The 21,606-nt window shown below is 40.9% G+C and carries 14 protein-coding genes; 7 read left to right on the forward strand and 7 right to left on the reverse strand.

All coding sequences use genetic code 11. The features are described from left to right. The first annotated feature begins 200 nt into the window (after positions 1-200). From EHQ64_RS03865 to EHQ64_RS03890, 6 genes are all read left to right on the forward strand, one after another. On the forward strand, positions 201-644 hold the full coding sequence (locus EHQ64_RS03865) for a hypothetical protein (protein ID WP_135648183.1): 444 nt from the start codon (positions 201-203) through the stop codon (positions 642-644). Between the two features lie 3 nt (positions 645-647). Beyond that, complete coding sequence (locus EHQ64_RS03870) at positions 648-1,991, forward strand: class I SAM-dependent RNA methyltransferase (RefSeq protein ID WP_135648184.1); 1,344 nt, start codon at positions 648-650, stop codon at positions 1,989-1,991. 59 nt (positions 1,992-2,050) lie between these two features. Next, positions 2,051-3,178 carry a SpoIID/LytB domain-containing protein gene (locus EHQ64_RS03875; RefSeq protein WP_135648185.1) on the forward strand — a complete coding sequence of 376 codons (1,128 nt, stop codon included), beginning with the start codon at positions 2,051-2,053 and terminating at the stop codon, positions 3,176-3,178. 240 nt (positions 3,179-3,418) lie between these two features. Beyond that, on the forward strand, positions 3,419-4,126 hold the full coding sequence (locus tag EHQ64_RS03880; RefSeq protein ID WP_135648186.1) for an ABC transporter ATP-binding protein: 708 nt from the start codon (positions 3,419-3,421) through the stop codon (positions 4,124-4,126). Then, positions 4,123-6,630, forward strand: a complete 2,508-nt coding sequence (locus EHQ64_RS03885) for an FtsX-like permease family protein (RefSeq protein ID WP_135648187.1) — start codon at positions 4,123-4,125, stop codon at positions 6,628-6,630. Before EHQ64_RS03880 ends, EHQ64_RS03885 begins: the two co-directional genes overlap by 4 nt. Before the next feature lie 49 nt (positions 6,631-6,679). Beyond that, positions 6,680-7,633: a hypothetical protein gene (locus EHQ64_RS03890; RefSeq protein ID WP_135648188.1), complete on the forward strand. Its 954-nt coding sequence runs from the start codon at positions 6,680-6,682 to the stop codon at positions 7,631-7,633. Here the strand turns inward: EHQ64_RS03890 and EHQ64_RS03895 are convergent. Together EHQ64_RS03895 and pyrE are read right to left on the reverse strand one after the other, a co-directional pair. Next, positions 7,630-8,340, reverse strand: coding sequence for a hypothetical protein (locus tag EHQ64_RS03895; RefSeq protein WP_135648189.1), 711 nt, complete (start codon positions 8,338-8,340; stop codon positions 7,630-7,632). The genes EHQ64_RS03890 and EHQ64_RS03895 overlap by 4 nt on opposite strands. Before the next feature lie 3 nt (positions 8,341-8,343). Further along, a complete protein-coding gene (gene pyrE, locus EHQ64_RS03900) occupies positions 8,344-8,901 on the reverse strand; it encodes an orotate phosphoribosyltransferase (protein ID WP_135648190.1) in 558 nt (185 codons plus the stop codon). Positions 8,902-9,079: 178 nt separating this feature from the next. Between pyrE and EHQ64_RS03905 the strand changes: the two genes are divergently transcribed. After that, positions 9,080-10,168 carry an acyl-CoA desaturase gene (locus EHQ64_RS03905; RefSeq protein WP_135648191.1) on the forward strand — a complete coding sequence of 363 codons (1,089 nt, stop codon included), beginning with the start codon at positions 9,080-9,082 and terminating at the stop codon, positions 10,166-10,168. Positions 10,169-10,849: 681 nt separating this feature from the next. Here the strand turns inward: EHQ64_RS03905 and EHQ64_RS03910 are convergent. From EHQ64_RS03910 to EHQ64_RS03930, 5 genes are all read right to left on the reverse strand, one after another. Then, the gene (locus EHQ64_RS03910; RefSeq protein ID WP_135648192.1) at positions 10,850-11,755 is read right to left on the reverse strand and encodes a transglutaminase family protein; all 906 of its coding nucleotides are present in this window, start codon (positions 11,753-11,755) and stop codon (positions 10,850-10,852) included. Further along, positions 11,748-14,267, reverse strand: coding sequence for a circularly permuted type 2 ATP-grasp protein (locus EHQ64_RS03915; protein WP_135648193.1), 2,520 nt, complete (start codon positions 14,265-14,267; stop codon positions 11,748-11,750). Before EHQ64_RS03915 ends, EHQ64_RS03910 begins: the two co-directional genes overlap by 8 nt. Positions 14,268-14,467: 200 nt before the next feature. Next, entirely contained in the window at positions 14,468-16,864 is a 2,397-nt protein-coding gene (locus EHQ64_RS03920) for a TonB-dependent receptor family protein (protein ID WP_135648194.1), read from the reverse strand. After that, on the reverse strand, positions 16,864-18,099 hold the full coding sequence (locus EHQ64_RS03925) for an imelysin family protein (protein WP_135648195.1): 1,236 nt from the start codon (positions 18,097-18,099) through the stop codon (positions 16,864-16,866). The genes EHQ64_RS03920 and EHQ64_RS03925 overlap by 1 nt, the downstream gene beginning before the upstream one ends. Before the next feature lie 189 nt (positions 18,100-18,288). Beyond that, complete coding sequence (locus EHQ64_RS03930) at positions 18,289-21,573, reverse strand: transglutaminase family protein (RefSeq protein ID WP_135648196.1); 3,285 nt, start codon at positions 21,571-21,573, stop codon at positions 18,289-18,291. Between the last annotated feature and the right edge of the window lie 33 nt (positions 21,574-21,606).

Genomic DNA, 21,606 nt, shown 5'->3' on the forward strand with positions numbered 1-21,606 from the left:
ACGGGCGTAGAATATAAGTTAGAGCGATATCTTCTTTCGGTTTTTTAAGCTGATCAAATCGGTAAATGTCCGTACAAAAATTTAAACCAAAAATTCCCAGACCAAGAAACAAGAAAGATCTAAAGAAGCGTAAGTTCTTAAAAAATCTGGTAGCTCCTTGATTAGTCCGATTAAAATTGACCGTAATCCGAGGATTCTTCATGAAAATTGAGTTCACACCCGAGCAGTACGAAACCTTACTCAAATCTATTGCGATCTCCAGTTGGATGATCAACGCATTTAATGAAGGTGACGAGGAATTAAATTCCTATGCCGAACTCGAGCAATACATACTTTCTTTCGCGAAAGAATTTGGAAAGCAGGAATTCGTAGACTACGATCCTGCAGACGACGTATATTTCCCTACTCGAAAATTCGAGGACCAGACGGATATATTCGATATAATTTCCGATTACGATAACGAGTTATTTTGGGACGAACTCATTCATAGAATGGCAAGAAGGGATTTCTTACAAGAGTATGGAGAATCCGGAGTTGCTACAATGGCAATCGAAGAAAGGATCGAAAAAGAAGCCCCTTATATTAGTAAATACGAAGAGATTTTCACAAACCAAGGTTTGGAGAATATCGATATCAAATCCTAATCCATGTTCGATCAAGAACCGTTCGGAGTCTTAGAAATCGAAAAACTCCTCCCGAACTTGAGAGGAGAGGGAACATTAGGAAAAAGAAAAATAGAAATACCATATTCTCTTCCCGGAGATGTATACGACGTTTATAAATTCGGAAAAAGAAAGGTATTTTTCAAATGGAACCCTACCAACATAGAACCTAGATCCGCGACTCCTAGATGTTCTAAGTTCGGAGAATGTGGGGGATGTTCGGGGCAACATTTACCCTACCCTATACAATTCGATCTAAAGTCCGAACCGATCCTAAAAGAATTAGAAAAATATAATCCTGCTCAGACACAAATATCGCATGCCGATTCTTCTTATTCGTATAGAAATAGAATGGATTTTGCGGTTTTTCCGGATCGTATCGTCGGATTGCGCATGTCTGGAAATTTTAGAAGGATCATTCCTTTGGGAAATTGTCCGATCCAAACGGACTGGGCGAATTCAGAAATGCCCCTTCTTCATAAACTTTTGGATCTGTTTCCCGGATTGGAATATGATCGAAAAAAAGAAACAGGCTATTTGAAATATTTCACTCTACGAAAGTCGGTCTTCAACGAAGACTCCATGAGTATTCTTACATTTACAGAAGATTTTAAAAATACGGAACTGATGCAAGAAGTTGCCCTAAGATCCAAAGAAATATTCGGTGCTAAAAATATAGTTTTTTGTTTCAACAGAAAGAAAGGAGAGATCTCCGCCTCCGGTGAAGCGATCGCAGTTCGTGGAAATACGTATTTGATAGAAGAGATCTGGGGAAAAAATTTCAAAGTACCTTTCGATGGATTCTTCCAGCCAAATCCTAAAGAGTTCATTAAAATTTTAGAATTTATTCGGTCTAAGATCGGCAAGCCCGAAAACCTAGTGGATCTTTTCTGCGGAAGCGGTTTCTTTTCGATCTTATTCGGAGAACACTTTTCCAGGATCTTAGGAATAGACATCGTTCCTTCTTCCGTTTTGGCGGGAGAAGAATCCTTACAGGAAATTTTTCCGGATAAAAAGATAGAATTTTTGGCATTCGATCTATTCCACAAAAAAGGTCTAGCCAAAATGGAAGCTGCAGATCTTCCTTGGAAGGATTCGGTTCTATTAGCGGACCCACCTAGAAGTGGTCTATCACCGGAACTATGTGAATTTTTAAATTCAAATCCGGTTTCCCAGCTTATCTATATTTCCTGTAATCCTCAAAATCTACTCCGGGACATCGCAATTCTGGAAAGTTCCTACAAATTGGAGGAGTTCCTACTTTGTGATCCCTTCCCCCAAACCCCTCATATGGAAGCGGTAGCGGTATTCTCCCCTAAAAATCGCTGAAGGGATTTCGGATTTCCTTCGATATAAGTACCCAAAGGTATACAAATTCGAAGGTATCCATGAAACGACTCTCTTTTGCACTTTTTCTATTTTTGATCTTGGCTGTTTGGGGCTGTACTACAGTGATCATACGTCCTTGGAATTCTCCGAATGCCTTAAAAACTTCCGAAAAAATCAGGGTCTTTTTAGGTAAGGCAGAATCTGATCTGATGATCAAAGCAGACGGTGTGATCTTCGTTTATGATGTGAACGATCTTCTGATCAAACGTGCTTATGATTCGGTTTCTTTAGATGCAAAAAAACTAAAGGCGCCTATCCGTTTTGTAGCGGACAATCCAGGTTTGGAATACAAGGGAAGAAAATTAAGAGGAGAGATCCTTTTACAACCGGATAAAAACGGGAATGTTCTAGTGATCAACCGAGTTCCATTAGAAGAATATCTATATGCTGTTATTCCTTCCGAAGTTCCCGCAGGCTGGCCTTCCGAAGCCTTAAAGGCACAAGCAATTTGTTCTAGAACTTACGCAGTAAGAGAAATTTTAAATAAAAGAGATAAGGATGTCGCTTATGATGTGGAAGCGACAGTAAACTCTCAAGCATATGCAGGAATGGATAAGGAAAATCCGAAAACCACCCAAGCAGTAAGAGATACCGAAGGTGTTCTTGCAGTATATGAAGATGATCCGATCCATATGTTTTTTCATTCCAATAGTGGAGGAAGGACCGAAACTCCGGACCAGGTCTGGGGAGGGAAAAGACTTCCTTATTTGGAATCAGTTCCTTCTAGATTCGACGAAGCTGGAGATAATTTCGTTTGGAAAGAAGTTCTGAGCCAGGACAAGTTAGACCAAGCCCTTTCTTCCTTAGGAGTCGGATCCGTTCAATCCGTTCAGGTACTTTCCAGAACCCCTTCCGGTAGAGTTGATCTTATAGAAGTGATCGGAAAACAAGGAACTTCTAAAATGAAAGGAAAAGAATTCCGTAGTCTATTAGGATCCTCCGTAAAATCTCTTCGTTTCGGGATCAAAAGAGAAAGTGAAGGATTCCTGATCAAAGGAATGGGTTCCGGTCATGGAGTTGGTTTGAGTCAGTGGGGAAGTTTCGGAATGGCAAAACAAAACTTCAGTTACTCAGAGATCATTCGTCACTACTACCAAGGAATTGAATTCGCTAGAATTACTAGATAATTTTTTCGCACAGAGAACACTGAGAGCACAGAGTTTGTAAAACTTACATTAAAACCCTCAGTGCTCTCTGTGAACTCCGTGTGCAACTAAACATCCTTTCCAAAAACTTTGTCCCCAAACTTATTTTAAATCTACAAAATCATTATATTTCCGGATCGTCTATCTTTGCTCTCTAAGATCTCAGTGAGAAATTCACTCTTCTTTTCCTTGCTATTCTGTTGAAAGATCCAAAATGGTCCTATGTCGAATCCGACAAACCGCATTCTCATCCAAAACTTAGCTAAGTCCTATAAGAACGGAAAACAAGAAGTTCCTGTACTGAAAGGGATCAATTTAGATATAGCAGATACGTTTCTCACCCTGATGGGTCCTTCCGGTTCAGGTAAATCCACATTTTTGAATATTCTTGCAGGGATCGACCAAGCAGATTCCGGAGAAGTTTGGATCGGTGGAAAAAACCTGAGTGCCCTATCCGAACAGGAACTCACTGAGTATAGAAGAAATGAAACAGGGATCATATTCCAATTTTTTCATCTACTTCCTTATCTAAGTGCTTTGGAAAATATCGCCCTCCCCTTATACATTTGCGGCATAGGAAAATCCAAAGCGAGAGAGATCGCGAAAGAAGCCTTGGAAAAAGTAGGACTCTCTCATCGATCCCATCATAAACCGGATGAACTCTCAGGTGGAGAACAACAGAGAGTGGCGATCGCAAGAGCATTAGCAAAACGCCCAAGCATAGTTCTTGCCGACGAGCCAACAGGAAACTTGGATACTTACCACGCCCAAAAAATTTTAGAATTATTATTAGAGTTACAAGAGAAGGAGAAATTCTCCTTATTCATTGTGACTCACGACAGAGAGATCGGAGAAAAAGGAAAAGTCCGATTGAAAATGAAAGATGGACTCATACTTCCTGAACAAAATCCCGCTCTGGGACTTGTATGACCCTGTATTTTATTTTTTTATACGAATATTTTAAAACCCATCTTCCTAGATTCATATTCGCATTATTGGGGATCTCTTTAGGAGTCGGTTTATTTCTTTCTACAACAAGTAATGCGAATAAGGCGGAAAAGTCCCTGATCGATTTCTCCATGGGATACATGAAGGGGAATTTTAATTTAAAAGTTTCTCCAAGTAGCGTAAGCCAAACATTGGATTGGGGAATTCTCTCTCAGATCCATTCTAATCCTGATTTGAGAACGATCACTGCAGTCCGCCCCAGGATCCAAAAAGAAGGGATCTCCTCTGATAATTTAAGAGTTCTTTATATCGGAATGGATCTCACCAAAGAATATCTTGGGATCCCGCTTGGGTCCAAAATGGATACGGAGGTATCGGGTCCATTAGAAAAAACATATGTATCTAAAACTCTATCGGACAAATTCCAAGGAAAACCTTTTACCCTTCTTTTAAACGGAGAATCAAAGGAATTTAAAGAATATATTCCGGTAGAAATGGAAGGCGGGTTCCTGATCATAGAGGATCTCTCTTTGATCCAAGAAAAAAATCCGGAGATCCTTGGCCCCGATTATCTCCTAATAGAATCAAGGACAGAAAATCTTTCCAAAACGAAGGAAGTCCTACAGACCATATTGGGAACGAAGGTAAAAATAGAAACATCGGACGAGATCAAAGAAAGATCGGCAAATGCTCTTCGTTCCTTTCAATTAAATCTACTCATCATTTCATTCATCTCGCTTCTAATCGCATTCTTTATGGTATCGAATACGATGACCGGATTATATCTAAGTAGAGAAAAAGAACTCGGGATACTTAGGACATTGGGCCTGGATGTTCGATCTTCTATTTTTCTATTTTTAAGTCAGTCTGTTCTACTTGGGATTTTAGGAACCGTTTTAGGAATTCTATTCGGGATCTTCTTCTCTGGTTTAGATTTTTTCCGCCCTGAATCGGGACTTGTAGACAAAAATCTTTTATCCACATATCATTCTATTTCATTTTTGGATCTGGCTCTGGCAGGAGGGTTAGGACTTTTAGGATCTATCATATCTTCCGTTTATCCTGCGATAAGAGCAGGAAAGATCCCTCCTCTTTCCATCTTAAGAGATTCTCAAAATTCAAGATCGAAGATCCCGAGCTCTAAATTAGCGATCTACGGAGTTGTCATCTTTTTCGTATCTTTAGCGATCTCTAATATTCCTTCTCCATGGAAGCTTCCCCTGCCCGGTTTATTAGGAGTCGGAGGAGTAGTGATCGGGATCACTTTTGCATTTCCATATTTACTTGCATTATTCAGCTCTACAGTTTCCAAGATCCTGGATAAAAGTGATAAAGGTTTTCCTTTCTTTAGGATAGGCCTAGAGGAGTTAAAAGAAAATCCGGGTAGGAACACATTGACTGCAGCAACAGTGATGCTTGCGACTTCTCTTGTGCTCTGTCTGACAGTACTTACTGATAGTTATAAAAAATCCCTGAACGATTGGGTGGATTCGGAATATCCTTCCGATTTCACGATCATCAACGATCGTTTTTTTCATTCCGGAATTCACGGTGGAGTTCCTAAAGATCTACCCGAGAAGATCAGAAGCCTAGGAGTCAGTTCCTATTTAGACGGTTTTTTAGTGAATACTTCCTTTGAAACGGATAAGGGAAATTTTATGATCCACGCATATGATTTTTCAGTGTATTCAGACAAACCGGAAAGGATAGAGAATAGAGTAAAAGAAGAAACCGACATTTTAATTTCTTCGAATATGGCTCATTTGAAAAAATTGCAACCCGGAGATATACTAGCCTCTCAAACTCCCGAAGGAAAAAAGAACTTTTATATCAAAGGGATCAAGGAACATTTTTTTTCGGAACGAGGAACGATCATGATGGATATCCGTTCTTATGAGAAAAATTTCGAATTCAAATCGCTGAATTCCATCAAGTTATTCCTGAAAGAGGAATATTCTAATCCTTCCGGGATGGAATATTCCAAAAATAAAATTTTGGATTTTCTAAAATCGGATCCTGAATACAAAGATCTAATCCTATTGGATTCGGTGCAATTAAGAGAGATTTATTTATACGAGATCAATAAAGTATTCAGCGTCTTGGATTCCCTAAAAGCGACAGCGATCCTGATTTCAGTGATTTCCCTTCTTTCTTCTCTCGTTCATACTCTTTACGATAAAAGAAGAATTCTAGGATTATTAAAATATCTGGGCGCTTCCGGAGACCAACTTGGGACCATTCTAAAAACTGAATCCGTTTATTTGACCGGTTTCGGGGCGTTTTTCGGCATTATCGCTTCTTTGATCATGTCGCCGATTATCTTATACGTAGTGAACAAAAACGCATTCGGATGGACTCTCCATTTTTCTTTTTTACCGGAAACTCCCCTTCTAATCCTATTTTCCGCCCCGATTTTAGGCTGGATTTCTTCCATTTATCCCCTTTATATCTTGAGAAAAATGAGCTTCCAACTCAGCCCGGAATGAGTAAAACTCTCTTGATTCCCAGAAAGCCAGGAAGTAAGGTATTTTTTCTATGGCTACTCAGCTAGAAATCGCTCTGGAACTTGCGGAAGAGATCAAGAAGATCAATCAACAAGAGGACAACCGGATCCCTTCTTCAGATAGTTTTTTGAAGGATATGATCGCATTTTTTTCCCGGGACATTTATGAAATTCGCCAAACCCTGGAAATGCTTAAGGAAGCAAAATACATCTTCATTATAAAGATCGTATTGCCTGAATCTTCCAAAAATTCCAGAGAACAAGATCTTGGGGTCGACGCTTATATCTATGCGGATCTAAAAATCGTAAATGATCTGAAAGGATTTGCTGAGAAAAAATTAGAAAAAGCCTACGAAGCGACTTACTACAAAAGAAAATCACCTTTTCAGATCACACGAGAATTATTTCCAAAGATCAAAGAACATAATAACACTCCTTTAGGAAGGTTCATCAATATCGCAGTGATGTTGGAAGAATACCAAAGAGTATTGACAGCTGCTCCAAACGATTACGACGATAATAGGCGCAGAAACGTACTAGCGGAAGTTTTAGAAAGGGCAGGAACTCCTGTAACTGTTGCAAGGGATATTCCGGATTACGAGATCTCTTCTATCGGAGGAAACAGTTCTGGTTCCCCTCTCGGATTCAAAAGAGCAGCAGATGCGGTCGCTTCAAACGAAGTAGCATTCAATCCCAAAAGTCCTTGGTCCAGATTAACTTCTAAATTTTCGGTAGAGTTTTTAGTGAGGATCCACTTAAGAAAATACGAGTTCGATACGATCCGTAAATTGATCTTAAGCGGGAAACTTGTGACTTTCGAAGATCTGAAATATGTCAGAGACAGTATCCATACGATGGAAAACCATACACATCTGGATCCTCTTCTCAGAAATTATACGGATGAAATGACCGAACTAAGAAGACTCGCTCAGAAAAAGATGAATATCCTGAAAGGTATTACCAATTCAGGATCGATCCAACATTAAACAATCTCGAAATAACGAGCTACAAACACGACTAGTAAGACTACTAGGATAAAGATATAACGCCTTCTCGCGGAATATCCGGTATCCATTCTATCTTTAGGGAAATATAATAGGAATAGTAGAGCGTTTACTATAAATACGATGAATAGAGCGTCTTGTTTTTCTTTCCAATACCCGCTTCCGTAAGCGATCGCAGCTCCGATAGAAGGAACAAATGCGATCAAAGTTTTCCAACTAAGCACCTTAGTATTTTCTTCGAAAATTTTTGCTGTCTTACCGGATTTCTGCTCTAACTCTTTAAGGAACTCGTCCATATTCTCCAAATTTAAGATCGGGATATAAGTTCCTTGTTTGGAGATTAGAAGGATACGTTCGTAACCTCTGAATCTATCCTTTTCGATAGAATCCAGATCGGAATATTCAAATTCCATACACTGGCCTTTTGCATTCCATTGTTTTAAAGAAGAACGATCCAGTTCTACTTTAGCCCCTTCTAATATCTTTAGTTGTTTTCTATAATTTTTAAGAAGGATGAGTATAAGAACTCCGCTCAAAAGACAATACGTAGAAAGGAATGTAGTTCTTTTATCCAATTCCACCTGAGTGAAGCTGACTGCGATAAAAACGATAAATACAGAAAGAACAAGCCCTGTACGGATCAGAAGTTTTTTACGAAAAACGGGAGAATCGTATTTAAAGGAGGACATAAATTATTCTAAACTTCCAAACTCTGATTTTTTAAATAGAGGGAATACTTTGATCCCTTCTTCTTCGATCGCCACGCGACCACCTTCTTCTCTATCCAAAATACAAATACACGCTTTCACTTCTAAACCAGCATCCCTTAGGCTTTTGATCGCTTGTAAGGTAGAACCTCCGGTAGTGATCACATCGTCCACCACCACACAGGAACGGACTGCATTCACTCCGCCTTCCACCAAATTTTTCGTACCATGATCCTTGGCTTGTTTTCTAACGATCAACGGAAACACATCCTTAGACTGTTTTCGATACTCCAAAGAGATCCCAAAGCAGATCGGGTCCGCGCCCATAGTCAAGCCACCGAAGGCTTCTTCATTATCTAGACCGGATTCCGGAAGATGTTTTTGGACAATATACTTACAAAGTAATTCCAATCTTTGAGGATGAAGAGTGATTTCCTTACAATTAAAATAATGCCTGGATTTACGACCACTCGCCAAGGTGAACGGTTCCTCTCTGAACCTATAGGCGTGGGTCTGAATGAGTTGAAATAATTCTTCCCTCAAAGCGGATCTCCCTCGGGCTTAAGCCCGGATTTCCATGATGGTAGGAACTCCCCAGGAAAAAACAGATTTTTGAGCGGTATAGGACCCGAGCCGGAAAAATTCCAAATTTTGGATTTTTTTCGCAACCTGGGACCTGGTTTACGCTCTTATCAGAAAAACCAAGACGGGAAAAGCCGACATGGAACAAACGAAAAAGAAATTTGCGTTGAAGACCACAATCTTCTTAATAGCGACTCCTATCATCGGAGTCATTGGGACAGGATACCTATTATTAACCAGAGGTATCCCTTTAAATACTTGGCTTGTTTATCTTTTTATGACCGCAGCCACAGGGCTTGCGATCACTGGCGGATACCACCGTCTATTTTCGCATAGAGCTTATAAGGCTTCTTTACCGGTAAAACTTTTTTATCTATTGTTCGGAGCTGCTGCTTTCCAACAGTCCGTAATCGAATGGAGTTCAGATCATAGGATCCACCATAGATATGTGGACAAAGAAGAAGATCCGTATGCGATCACTAAAGGATTCTGGTATGCTCATATTCTTTGGTTATTCGAGAACAGAGATCATAGAACTCCGGTAAACGTAAACGATCTATACGAAGACAAATGGGTGAAGTTCCAAGACGACTATTATTACCTGATCGCTATCTTCATGGGATTTTTCTTCCCTATGATCCTTTGTGCGATTTGGGGAGATATTTTGGGCGGGTTATTCTTGGCTGCAACTTTAAGAATTGCGGTCAACCATCATATGACCTTCTTCATTAACTCTTTGGCTCATTATAAGGGAGCTCAACCTTTCTCTGACAAACATACTGCGAAAGATAATTGGATCATCGCTCTTTTCACTTTCGGAGAAGGATATCATAACTTCCACCACGAGTTCCAGGCGGACTACAGAAACGGGATCCGTTGGTTCGATTATGATCCTACCAAATGGTTGATCAATACTTTCGCCTTCTTCGGGCTCGCAAGTGATAGAAAAACTATTTCAGAAGAACAGATCCTTCGTAAAAAAATGGTTATGGATGAAAAATCTCTTAGAGATAAACTCGAGGCTAAATCCGAAACTTTAAGCCAAGGATTCGAAGAAAGATTGGAAGCTTTACGTAATTCCGTTCAGGAATCTCAAGCAAGACTGATCAATCTAAAGTCCGTAAAAGAAGAAGCAGGCAAAAAAGCGGTTAAAGAAGCGGAATCGGATTACAAAGTTGCATTGAACACTTGGAAAAGATTCGTTTCAGGCGACTTAGCACCTGTCTGATATTATTCCCAGTACCTGATCCATTGCCCTCCCCTAAAAAGGAGGGCTTTTTTCGTTATAGGTTCAATTCTCTTAAGCAAATGTAGGAATTCCTACATAATATTCTATTCGACTCCTAAGGCGACTCCTGACTTCGTCATGACCGGGCTCTACGCTCCAATCAGCGAAGCACCATTACCCTTTTCTAATTTAGCAACTCGTGTTATCACCATGGCGCATCGCCGGATTTATGCTACGATCCCTGTCGCTTTACTAGTTCATGCTCATTGTCTTTCTCATCATTTTCTCTATTCTTTTTCTCACGCGAAAACGCGAAGATAAAAAGGTATTGGATATCTAACGGAAGAATTTTCTTCCTTTCACGGCTTTGCGTGGAATACTCTGTGTGCTCCGTGAACTCTGTGCGAAACTTGTTTGCGTATTTTCGGTTCGCACAGAGGCACTGAGATCACAGAGGTTTTACATCCGCGGCAAGGATGCGAAGGGCTTAAGTTCGGTTTACCGGATGAGCGCGAATGCGCGAACCCGTAGCAGCCTGGTCCGAAGGAGCCGCCCAACGTATGACCTTTGCAGCAGCAATCCAACCATTTGTAACCGATCTATTTTGTTACCCACGTCTCCGGTTTGTATCGTTTAGTGAAGAGAAAAAACTCTATTTGTGACTTTCTCTATTTCTACACATCAGATATGATTTCCGATTACTGTCGGATCTCCTAACTGAGAAACATCTACTTCCACTTTGAGTTTATGTTTTCCTCCGCCGAACAAGATCCCCTTTAAAGGAGAAACGTCGGAAAAATCCCTGCCTAAAGAAGTATGGATATATTCGTCCGTGATCGCTTTGCCGTTTGTCGGATCGAAATCGAACCAACCTTCTCCCGGGCAATATACAGAGATCCAAGCATGGGTCGCATCACTTCCTCTTAGTTTAGGTTTTCCTGGAGGAGGATATGTTTCTATATAACCGGAAACGTATTTACAAGGAAGTCCCATAGAACGAAAAGCCGCGATGGATAAATGAGTAAAATCCTGGCAGACTCCTTCTTTCTTTTCTAAAACTTCGTCGAGGGGAGTATAAATATTCGTGCTTCCCGCTTTGAATTTAAAATCTTCCCGAAATCTCCTCACGTATTCCAGGACTCCCTCGGTATAAGGTTTATCCATCGGAAGATATTTTTCTAAAAAATTCCTATAAGATGTCGAACGATTCACGAAGAGAGAATCTCCTATAAATTCCATCGATTCTATATCATCTTTCTCTTGGACTGATTTCAGTTTTTTTAATATTTCATTCGCAGTGATCGAAACCGGGGATTTTTTCTTTTCCGGTTCCGAAGTGGAAACTTTTGCCTCAGCGGTTACGGATAATACCTTATGAGGAATTTCCACCGCGAAAGAATATACAGTATTTCCGAAATAATCCGTTCTGAATTCGGTGTATTTCGGTTTAGGAAGAATTTGGATCTTTAATTCCCTACAGATCTGTCTATCGTTAGAAGTCGGACAAAGATGGGCCAAGTTCAAACAGTGAGACACTTCTTTCTCGTAAGTATAATGAGTTAAATGACGAACGGAATACTCAGCCATAAGGTCCTCCCAATCTGACTTGGTTTTCCACGTAACGGAAATATTTTCCTGCAACAGCATCCGAAACGGATTTTAGCTGATCTAAAATATCTCCCAACCATCTACGAAGACCTCCCGCAGGATCCGCGTATTCGAAGATACGTTTCGCATCTTCTTCCGAGAAACGGACCAAGACATCGGTCAATCTTTGGATCTCTTCCGAGATCTCTTCTTCTTTTCCTGTGAAAGAGAACAATGTGTTCTCTCTTAATTTTTCCAACTGGAATGCTAACGAGCGAGGGTTACTTTCATCAAATAGAAGAATATCCAAAACAGATTCAGCTTCTATTCTATATTTATAACGTCTTCTGTAAGTGATCCGAATATCGTTTACGTTCAATAAACTTTCGAACATACTCTTATTATATAAAGAAGATCTTTCTATCGCGGAGAGCACAAACCTAGCTAGAAATTGTGCTCTCTCCAATCTTTTTCCCATATCCAGGAAGTAATATCCTGTCTCACGGCTCATACTCTCATTTGCGAGTCCGGATAGAGAAGCGAATAAGTTCACTAATTTTTGTAGGTATTCCAACACTTCATCATAACTGGAGTTTCGAGGAGATTCGGATTCTAGTTTGGAGATCAGATAACGTGTATCGTCAGAGATCCTGTCTCGAACCGCTTTGGAAGAACCTACAAAGAAATTCAGATCGTGACGGATACTTCCGGAAGAATACGGAGAAGTCGCCAATTGGAATACCTTCTCTCGGATCGTATCCATAGATTCAGCTCCATTGGAAGGATCGAAGAAACCTATACTATATCCTGAAAGTTGATCCAGGATCCCGAGAAGCATAGAATATTGTTCCTTCTCATAGGATTCCTCAGCTTCTAGGATCTTATGCACGGCCTCTCTGAGTAATCTGGACATATTCTCCGCACGTTCCGCATAACGTCCCATCCAGAACATATTGTCTGCGACCCTGCTTGGAATTCCGGAACCCTTTCTTTTGAGTGGGATCCTTCCGATCTGACCAGGCATAAGACTGAATTCTTTTTTCTCTTCGGAAGAAAGGATCCAAAGATCTTTAGAGATCGCACCTCTTTGGTTGGTAATGATAAGTTCGTCCGGTTTAGGAGAAACCCTCACAAGACCACCAGGCATACTAGTGTATCCATTCTCGGAAAGACAGGTGAATGTTCTTAAAACGGATTTCCCGGTAAGAAGTTCTTCCGAGTCTCCCGAAAAAATAGGACAGGTAGAGCCGGATAGTATCTCCTGCGCAACATATCTCTCCGGCCTAGCTTGCACTTTTAGCCTTAACTCTTCTCTTTCTTTCTCGCTTAAGGTAGAAAGGAAGATAGAAGGATCCAGTGGGGAACGAATGGCCGGTTTGATCGCATATTTATATGGATTAGAGAAAACTTCTTCTCTGGATCTTTCATCTCCCAACCAATGTGTTGGAACATTCGGAAGAATGAGATCTTCTCCCAAATAAAATTTAGACAAACTAGGAAGATATGCATGCACAGCACGGTTCTCTAAAAATCCGGAACCAATCGGATTTGCTACAGTCACATGCCCCGCACGAACAGCTCCCAAGATCCCAGGAACGCCGAGTAAAGAATCCCCTTTCAATTCCAAAGGATCCATATACCAATCATCTACCCTACGGAAGATCACATCCACCTGCTGAAGACCTTCGATCGTTTTGAGATAAACTCTATTGTCTCGAACAGTCAAGTCCTCGGACTGGGCAAGAGTATATCCTAGATATCCTGCAAGATAAGCGTGTTCAAAGTACGTTTCGTTTCCAGGACCTGGAGTTAAGAGAATGATCAGAGGTTCTCTATCTCGATTCGCAGCAAAAGAGTTTAATGTTCTTCTGAGCGCACGGAAGTATAATGCGACCCGATGCACCTGAGAGTCTCTGTATAAGGACGGAAATATACGAGAAAGAACGATCCTATTTTCTAAAGCATAGCCGGAACCTGAAGGTGCCTGGACCCGATCTCCGATCACATAAAAATTCCCTTGATGATCCCGGCTTACGTCCGTTGCGACGAATGCTAATCTGAAATTCGTAAAATCATAAACAGGAGCACAGGCCCTTAGAAATCCTCCGGATTGGAATAACACCTCGTGAGGGATTTTTTTCTCGAGTAATAATCGTTTAGGACCGTATACGTCCTTTAAAATTTCATTAAGTAATTCGGATCTTTGGACAAGCCCTCTTTCAATCCCTTCCCATTCTTTGCTGTCCATGAGAAGAGGAAAAAGATCTAGCCCCCAAACTCTTTCTCTCTCGTCTCCGTAAACATTATACGTTACTCCGCTTTCCTTTAGGATACGAAGACTATCTTCTTTTCTGCGTCTTAATTCCGCTCCGCCCAAATGATTCAGAGAACGAAGTAAAAATTCGTATTTCTCCCGGGACTTTCCGTCCGGAAGGCATAATTCATCATACACTTCGGGACTAGGCTTGTACCCCGAAAGTAAATTAGCGGCTTGGGAAGTTCTCTGGTTCATCTTCCGGGAGACATTTTCCCTCCCCGTCAGATTTTTTCCATCCTTTCGAAAGGTTCCCGGAAGTTTTTGCTCAAAAATCAGACAGGATTTTTTTAGGGCGCTGAAAGTGTTGGCGAAAGTTAAATTTTTTCACCTAGATTTTCGCTCCGCATTTTGCGTAAAAAATAGAAGGAATGCAAAACAAAAGAAGAAGAAAAAGATCAATCTATCTTTAGAGTCGCTCCAATATTGATCTGCCTATAAGGTCCTTGTTGGATCCCTACCGGAAGTCTTCCGGAAATATAGACTCTATCTTCCAGATTTTTTCCATTCACGAAAATGGACCATCTTCCTCCTGGAGCCTCGTATCCAAAATCTGCATTCCAAATCCCGTAGGCAGGAACAATTCCTTGGCTTCCATCAGTGCTTTGGTTTTTCGTATTCTGAAGATCGGAATACTGTTTATCAAAGTATTGGTATTCTACTCTTGCGTAAAATCCGTGAGGACTTTTAAATCCGATCGCTCCAATAAAAGTATTCATCGGAACGTACGGTAAATAATTCCCGTTCGTATTTACTTTGATCAAATTCCCCGCGGAGTTGATCGTGTATAACGGCTGGTTCGTGATACTTACTGTTCCATCAGGATTTTGGATCGTTCCTACAGGCACATAGGTTGTGGAAATCGCCTTAGTATAAGAATATGTAAACTCCAATGGAATTTCCCATCTGGACTCTGCGAATTTTCCGAAGTCAAATACGAAGTTACTCTCTACACCTCGGTTGACGGATCTTCCTGCGTTGATCGGGACCGCGCCGATCCCGGAACCGGCCTCATTCGTATTTACGATCTGATTCGAAAAATATAAAGCGTATGTACTTATTTGAGTGTAGAAGTATCTAGTGATATTTCCTCTAAATCCTGTTTCGTAATTATTGGATCTTTCCGCACTAAGTTTATAACCTAAACCTAATGCAGGGTTTTGAACTGTAGAGAATGTAGGAGGAGAGAATGCAGTATGTGCTCCCGCAAACCAGATAAATTTGTCAGTTATATCAAAGGTCAATCCAATCCCAGGCAGGACCACTTTAGTATAGGTTTCATTCGCATCGTTTACTAAGATGGATTGTCCTACCGTATTTGCATTTCCTTTACTCACATCATCTGCAGTCGCAAGTCTTCTATGAGTGTATACACCTTGGAAAATATGTTCGTAGCGAACTCCGGGGATTACTTTGAATTTATCAGTGAGCTTGATAGAGTCTTGAACGTATAAAGCGTACGCTCTCGCATTTCTATTTTGCTGCTGAGTAGTAAGACCCTTTGTCATATTCGGATAAGGAAACGTGTTATTCGCTGCATTTACCGTTTCATAATGCATTCTTGCGCCGAAAGCGATCTCGTGATCCAATCCGAATGTATTAAACTTACCTTCTACCTTACTCTCCAAACCGCCTGTTCTAAAGAAAGAATGACGGTTGGGAGTGGAATTCAGCATATAGATCACATCTCCAGGCTGATTTCCGATCAGATCCGGTGCATATACTCCGAAAGCATTCTCTGGAGGCCTTGCTGCAAAACCGAATTCGGTTTGGTTATTATAAGAATAGGATTCTTGCCTAAATAAGAAACCCACGTTTGTCCAATAGGCTCTTGTGATCATTTTCCAATTTTCATTGAATGTGTGATCGTGACCGATTACAGCAGCCTGTCTTTCTATCGATTTCTGGTCATAACGAGCAGGATTGATCCTTGGATTTTTCCAATAGAGACCTTGGCTTAATCCTAAATATGTGGATTGAGATTCTTGCTGGTAAGATTGGTATTTTAGAAAAACAGAATCCTTCTCCCCCAACTTTTGCATCAACTTTAAGTTCAGATCGTTTACTCTAAAACCTTGATAATCCCTAAATCCACTTCCTTGATTATGCATATAGGAAATATCATAAGCGGTATTCGTATTTTGGACAGTTCCTCCATATTGGAGTAAACTGGAAGCATAACCGTTCATCCCACCGATCACTTTAGAACTGAAAGTTGGTTTTTCGGGAGGTTTGCGTGTCACATAGTTTACGATCCCACCCAAAGTAGTAGGTCCGAATAAAATGGAGCCGGAACCTTTTACGACTTCCACCCTTTCCATTCTATCGATATGAGGAATAAAATAACTTTCAGGTTGTCCGTAGGGACTGAGAGAAGTGAATACTCCGTCTTCTAAAATTAAAGTTTTTCGAGACTCTTCATTACTCACACCTCTAAATGCGATATTCGGAGTCAAACCAACCGCATCCTGATAACGGATCGTAGCTCCCGGAACCCTACGCAATGCTTCCATAGAATCGATCGGGTTTGTTTCCTTTAGGATCTTCTTGCCGATAACATTTGCGGAGCCTGGGATCTTTTTAATATCGTCGTCTTTGGATCCGATCACATTGATCTGTCCACTTTCCAAAAACCTTCTTCTTTTTTCTGCGAGAGTTTCGTTTTCCTTTGAAACATCCGTTTTGGGAGACTCGTCCGTTTCAGCGGAACTTCCATTTGGTTGGGAAAAAAGAATAGAATTAGAAAAAAATAAAATACTTAAAACGAAAAAAGAACGAACAAATTTTTTAAACATCAATCCCCGTCCCCTCCAGGTCCTCCGGAAACTGGTCCGGAACCGGTAAGGGCAGCCAATTCAGTATTCAAAATAGTTAATAAAGCGCTAAGGTCGGAGATAGATGCTTTGATGGCTGACGTATTGGGACTTCCCCATGCAGAAGCAGGAACGATCGCAGCCAAATGAGTTTCCAATTCAGCAATCTCCATTAGGATCTCAGAATCTAAGGCAGGACTATAAAATTTCACGTAATCGGAAAGCCCGACGCCAGTTCCGTTTCCAGTGTAGATCGCTTTAAAAGTGCTTAGGTTATCTATTAGATTTTGAAATGAATTTCCAGAAAACCTGGATTCTGCTCGATATGTTTTAGGGGAAGAGCCGTTTCCCCCTCCTGAAAATCCTCCAGGCATCTCCAACTTTCCATCTTTCATTGTAGTGAGAAGCTGAACCGTTCCGGAAAGAATAGCGTCTAACGCGGAACCGGAACTCGGAAAAACGGCAGAATTTCCGCTGCCTGCATTCGCCAATTGAGCCCCGTAAGGATTTGTTCCGGAAATATCCCAAAGGTCGGTTACACTCTTCGCATGTCCGCTATAGTCCAAAACTAAGGCTCGAACAAGTGCCGCCCTATTCGGGCTTCCAGGAAAATCGGAACAACTAGGAGAAGTTCCACGATTTACTCCTGGTCTACTAAATAGCAAATATTCAATCGCACTGATCCCTTTGGATTTATTCTTTATTTGATTGATGTATAATTGAGCGTCAGAAACGTCCACGCCTCCGAAAGAGTCCAAAAAATCCAACTCATCACTGTTAGGTGGAGACTCCACTAAATAATTGATCAAAAAAGGATCCATTCTGGAGAAATGAGCAAGAGAAGCTCCGAACCTAAAAGGCTCCACCTTTTTCAGATCGCTCATATGATTTGTCCAGGCGGCCTGAGCAGAAGATAGAGAATCTCCCCCGCAAACATCATCCGTTGCATCAACTAATGCTGCCCTACTCAATTCCAAATTTGCAAATAAGGGAGGGATCGTATTCGTTCCTAAATTTTGGAGAATAGATCTAGGATCGAATGAATTGAACATCTGATATAGATATCCGTTCGTTCCAGCTGCAGCAGATGCGGAGTTTTTATGAGAACAAGAAGAAGAGAAAGAAAGGAAAAGAAGAATAGAAACAAAACTTAAAGAAAGTTTATTTCGGAAGCGGCCTTTAAAATTTCCGCTAAGGATAGATTGGCTTCGTCGCATATTCCCTCGGCTGGGCTTTATCTTTCTGAATCAAGATTATATGCCTAGGCTTGGCGGCAACATTTTTTGAGATAAGGTCTCAGTTTTCAATACGAAGGGACAATCTTACATGATAAACGGATGAAAGTTACCCTTAAGAATGAAACGATTCTAAAAAATCGATCATGCCGTGACACTACTGATACAAAACTAGATCCAACGAAGGTCCATCGTATATCCGCTTGCATGATCCAAACGTTTGGGGGCAGAACCGTTCTCTGCAGAATGTCCGTCCGCTAAGAATCTGGAAATTCTTCTAGACTCCGCTTCGAAAGAATTCACAGGAAAAGTATCGTATGCTCTTCCTCCAGGATGAGAAACGTAGTATCTACAACCGCCCAATGGACGAGATGACCAAGTATCCCATACATCGAATACAAGAGGAGTATGTACCGGTAAATTCGGATGTAATGTGAAAACAGGAGTCCAAGCCTTAAATCGGATCCCTGAAACAGCTTCTCCTTTTCTTCCTGTCGAACGAAGAGGAACTTCATATCCGTTACAACTTAAAATATAACGATCGCTCCAACCTTCTACCTTTACTTGCAATCTTTCTAATGCAGAATCCACGGCCCTAGATGTCCCGAAGGAAGAAGACTCTTCACCTAAAACATTCCATGGCTCTAAGGCCATTCTAAGTTCCATAAAAACTTCTTCCCTTTGGGTTTTACCATACACAGGAAAACGGAATTCGAAAAAAGGCAGGAACTCCTCTTCTTGGAAGGCGAAACCATGTTCTTTTAGATCTTTCAGAACATTTTTAAAATCGCTCCATACATAATGAGGTAGCAGAAAACGATCATGAAGTTCAGTGCCCCAATGGATCGGAGGATGCACATACGGTTTTTCCCAAAATCTACAGAGTAAAGAAAGTACCAGAAGTTGTTGTACCACACTCATTTTGTAATGAGGAGGCATTTCAAATCCTCTTAATTCCACAAGGCCCAAACGAGAACCCATAGGAGGATACAGTTTGTCTATGGAAATTTCGGCCCTATGAGTGTTCCCAGTCAGATCCACGAGTAGATTTCGGAACAATCGATCCACAAGCCATGGATTCGGTTCTTTAATTTTATCTAATTGAGAAGCCGCTAATTCATATTCATATAAGATCTCGTCTCTTCCTTCATCCAAACGAGGAGCCTGAGATGTAGGGCCTATAAATAATCCCGAAAATAAATAAGAAAGAGAAGGATGATGTTGCCAATAGCTGACTAAACTTCTGAGGAGATCCGGTCTTCTTAAGAAAGGACTATCATCCGGAGACATGGAACCCACGGTGATATGATTTCCGCCTCCAGTCCCGGTATGTCTTCCATCGATCAGGAATTTTTCTGCACTTAAGCCTAGCTCTCTTGCTTCTTCATAGAGAATTCTGGTCTTTTCTTCCAATTCCTTAAAACTGGAAGAAGGATGTAAATTCACTTCCAGCACCCCTGGATCAGGAGTTATACGAAATAGCCCTAATCTAGGATCGGAAGGAGGTTCATAACCTTCTAATACGATTTGGATCCCTGCTTTTTCCGCCGCAAACTCCAAGGAGGAAATTAGATCCAACCAAGGTTCTATTCCTTCTACAGGAGGTAAAAAGATCCGGATTGCACCAAGTCTAGGCTCGATGACCAAAGTTGTCCTGATCGGAAGTTCTTTTCCTTCCGGAAAAAATTTAGGCTCTTTTTTATATCTTTTTTCTAAAACATTCTGTAGATCTTTTTTGGAACTAAGTTTTTTACTTTTAGAAATATCGGTAAGCACTGCATTCGGACGAAAATTATCCGAGATAGAAGAGAAAGGAAGTCTGAATCCTGCAGGCCCGTCCCCAGGAATTAAATATAATTTTTCCCGTTTGTATTTCCATTCGGAACTTTCCCATTCCGATTTTGCATAATTAAATTGTAATGGGATCGCGATCGCTTTTTTTAGCTTAAAGTCCCGATCCATAAGAGAAAGGACCTTCTTCCTCTCTAAAGATTCGAAAGAAAAATTTTCGGATTCAAAATCCTTGTCCTTAGGATTTTTCCACTCAGGCAATTGACCTTCTTTCCAAAGATAATAAAAACCGTCCTCGTATAAAGAAACCTTATGTTTGGGAGAAATTCCTAAAGCCTTGCAGATCTCGTCTCCGAAAGTTTCCGAACTTTCTAATTTTTCATCCAGGTCACTTTTTTTATTTTCTGCGGAAGAAGAGAATAACTCTTCTTTACTCCATAATTTTTCTCCGTCCTTTCTCCAAAAAGTATTCAAGGACCAACGAGGTAAAGGTTCTCCAGGATACCATTTTCCTTGAGTGACTTGAACGATCGATCCTGGAGAAAATTGTTTACGGAGTTTGGAAAGAAGTGTTTCTCCGAATTCTAATTTTTCTTTTCCGAGAGCCGCGGTATTCCATTGTGGATCTTGCCTGTCCGTGTCGGAAATAAAAGTCGGTTCCCCTCCAATCGAGACGCGAATATCATTTTTTTTGCATCTTTCATCCAGATGTTTCCCTATCTTCAACACTCGATCCCAGGAAGGATCAGAATAAGGTTTAGTAACCCTAGGAGATTCTTGGAATCGTTTGACTTCCATTCTGAATCCGAATTTGGACTCGGCAGGATCTGAATAACCGAATACTGGAGATGCACTACCAGGCTCGGGCACAGCCGCTAAAGGAATATGTCCTTCTCCTGCAAATAAACCGGATGTAGGATCAAGACCGATCCATCCTGCCCCAGGTAAAAACACTTCTGCCCATGCATGAAGATCGGTAAAATCTTCTTTTGGCCCCGCAGGTCCGTTAAGCGCCACCTCATCCGGTTTCAATTGGATCAGATAACCAGAAACAAATCTAGCGGCAAGACCAATATGTCTTAGGATCTGAACGAGTAAGAATGCAGAGTCACGACAGGAACCGGATTTTCTTTCCAAGGTTTGGGTACAAGTTTGAACTCCTGGCTCCATTCGGATCACATAGGAGATGTCCTCGTATACTCTTTGGTTTAAACCTACTAGAAAATCCACGGTCCGTTTCGGTTTCAGTATCCCGTCTTTTCTTAAACCGGAAATATAATTTGCGAGGGAGTTACTTCCATCACTCGCACTCAAATAAGGAAGAAGTTCTTTTCTGAGAGAATCGGAATAAATAAAAGGAGTTTCTTCCGCATCAGGCTCCAAGAAAAAATCGAAAGGATTGATGACTTGGATCTCTGCGACTAGGTCCACGAGTATTTTCAGTTTTTCAGTTTTCTTGGGAAATACGAGTCTAGCCTGATAATTCCCGAAAGGATCCTGTTGCCAATTCAGGAATTGTTCTGAAGGTTCCACAAGTAAAGAATAGGATACGATCCTAGTCCTAGAATGAGGAGCCGGCCTCAAACGTATGATATGAGGGGATAAGGCGACAGGCCTATCGTATTCGTACGAAGTTTCATGAGTGAGGGAAACTAATAAGGACATACTTTAAAGAATCGCCTTTTCAAATTTAATATA

The sequence above is a fragment of the Leptospira sarikeiensis genome (assembly GCF_004769615.1).
Taxonomy (GTDB): Bacteria; Spirochaetota; Leptospiria; order Leptospirales; family Leptospiraceae; genus Leptospira_B; species Leptospira_B sarikeiensis.

Excerpts from the sequence above, each read along its gene's own strand:
- EHQ64_RS03865 (WP_135648183.1), top strand. The coding sequence starts at position 201 with ATGAAAATTGAGTTCACACCCGAGCAGTACGAAACCTTACTCAAATCT.
- EHQ64_RS03870 (WP_135648184.1), top strand. The coding sequence starts at position 648 with ATGTTCGATCAAGAACCGTTCGGAGTCTTAGAAATCGAAAAACTCCTC.
- EHQ64_RS03875 (WP_135648185.1), top strand. The coding sequence starts at position 2,051 with ATGAAACGACTCTCTTTTGCACTTTTTCTATTTTTGATCTTGGCTGTT.
- EHQ64_RS03880 (WP_135648186.1), top strand. The coding sequence starts at position 3,419 with ATGTCGAATCCGACAAACCGCATTCTCATCCAAAACTTAGCTAAGTCC.
- EHQ64_RS03885 (WP_135648187.1), top strand. The coding sequence starts at position 4,123 with ATGACCCTGTATTTTATTTTTTTATACGAATATTTTAAAACCCATCTT.
- EHQ64_RS03890 (WP_135648188.1), top strand. The coding sequence starts at position 6,680 with ATGGCTACTCAGCTAGAAATCGCTCTGGAACTTGCGGAAGAGATCAAG.
- EHQ64_RS03895 (WP_135648189.1), bottom strand. The coding sequence starts at position 8,340 with ATGTCCTCCTTTAAATACGATTCTCCCGTTTTTCGTAAAAAACTTCTG.
- EHQ64_RS03905 (WP_135648191.1), top strand. The coding sequence starts at position 9,080 with ATGGAACAAACGAAAAAGAAATTTGCGTTGAAGACCACAATCTTCTTA.
- EHQ64_RS03910 (WP_135648192.1), bottom strand. The coding sequence starts at position 11,755 with ATGGCTGAGTATTCCGTTCGTCATTTAACTCATTATACTTACGAGAAA.
- EHQ64_RS03915 (WP_135648193.1), bottom strand. The coding sequence starts at position 14,267 with ATGAACCAGAGAACTTCCCAAGCCGCTAATTTACTTTCGGGGTACAAG.
- EHQ64_RS03920 (WP_135648194.1), bottom strand. The coding sequence starts at position 16,864 with ATGTTTAAAAAATTTGTTCGTTCTTTTTTCGTTTTAAGTATTTTATTT.
- EHQ64_RS03925 (WP_135648195.1), bottom strand. The coding sequence starts at position 18,099 with ATGCGACGAAGCCAATCTATCCTTAGCGGAAATTTTAAAGGCCGCTTC.
- EHQ64_RS03930 (WP_135648196.1), bottom strand. The coding sequence starts at position 21,573 with ATGTCCTTATTAGTTTCCCTCACTCATGAAACTTCGTACGAATACGAT.